Annotated in this window: 1 pseudogene; it reads right to left on the bottom strand. The window is 55.4% G+C overall.

Annotated features, from left to right (window positions below):
* Positions 1–379, bottom strand: a pseudogene (locus IM265_RS21865) (biotin/lipoyl-containing protein); the annotation flags it as partial.

Genomic DNA, 379 nt, shown 5'->3' with positions numbered 1-379 from the left:
TGTCGCCGTCAACGTTGATCAGTGACTGTTCAGCGGCATCTTTGTCGCCCACTTTTACCATCACTTCGTTGACTTAAAATTCGTCTCCGCCGATGTCCGTTACGATAAGGTCTTTCGCACCGCCTGCAGCGGCTGGTGCAGCGGCCGGAGCCGGAGCAGCGGCCTGTGCAGGCGCGGCAGCAGGTGCAGCACCCGCCACTTCGAAGATCATGATAAGCGACCCGGTAGACACTTTGTCGCCGGTGTTGATCTTGATCTCTTTTACTGTACCGGCGAATGGCGCTGGTACTTCCATAGAGGCTTTGTCGCCTTCTACGGTGATCAGCGACTGTTCAGCTTCAACTTTGTCGCCCACTTTGACCAGGATATCGGTGAATTC

The organism is Enterobacter cloacae complex sp. P17RS (assembly GCF_014895885.1).
Taxonomy (GTDB): domain Bacteria; phylum Pseudomonadota; class Gammaproteobacteria; order Enterobacterales; family Enterobacteriaceae; genus Enterobacter; species Enterobacter bugandensis.
Note: the sequence above shows the minus strand (reverse complement) of the source record. Positions and strands in the feature narration are given on the sequence as shown.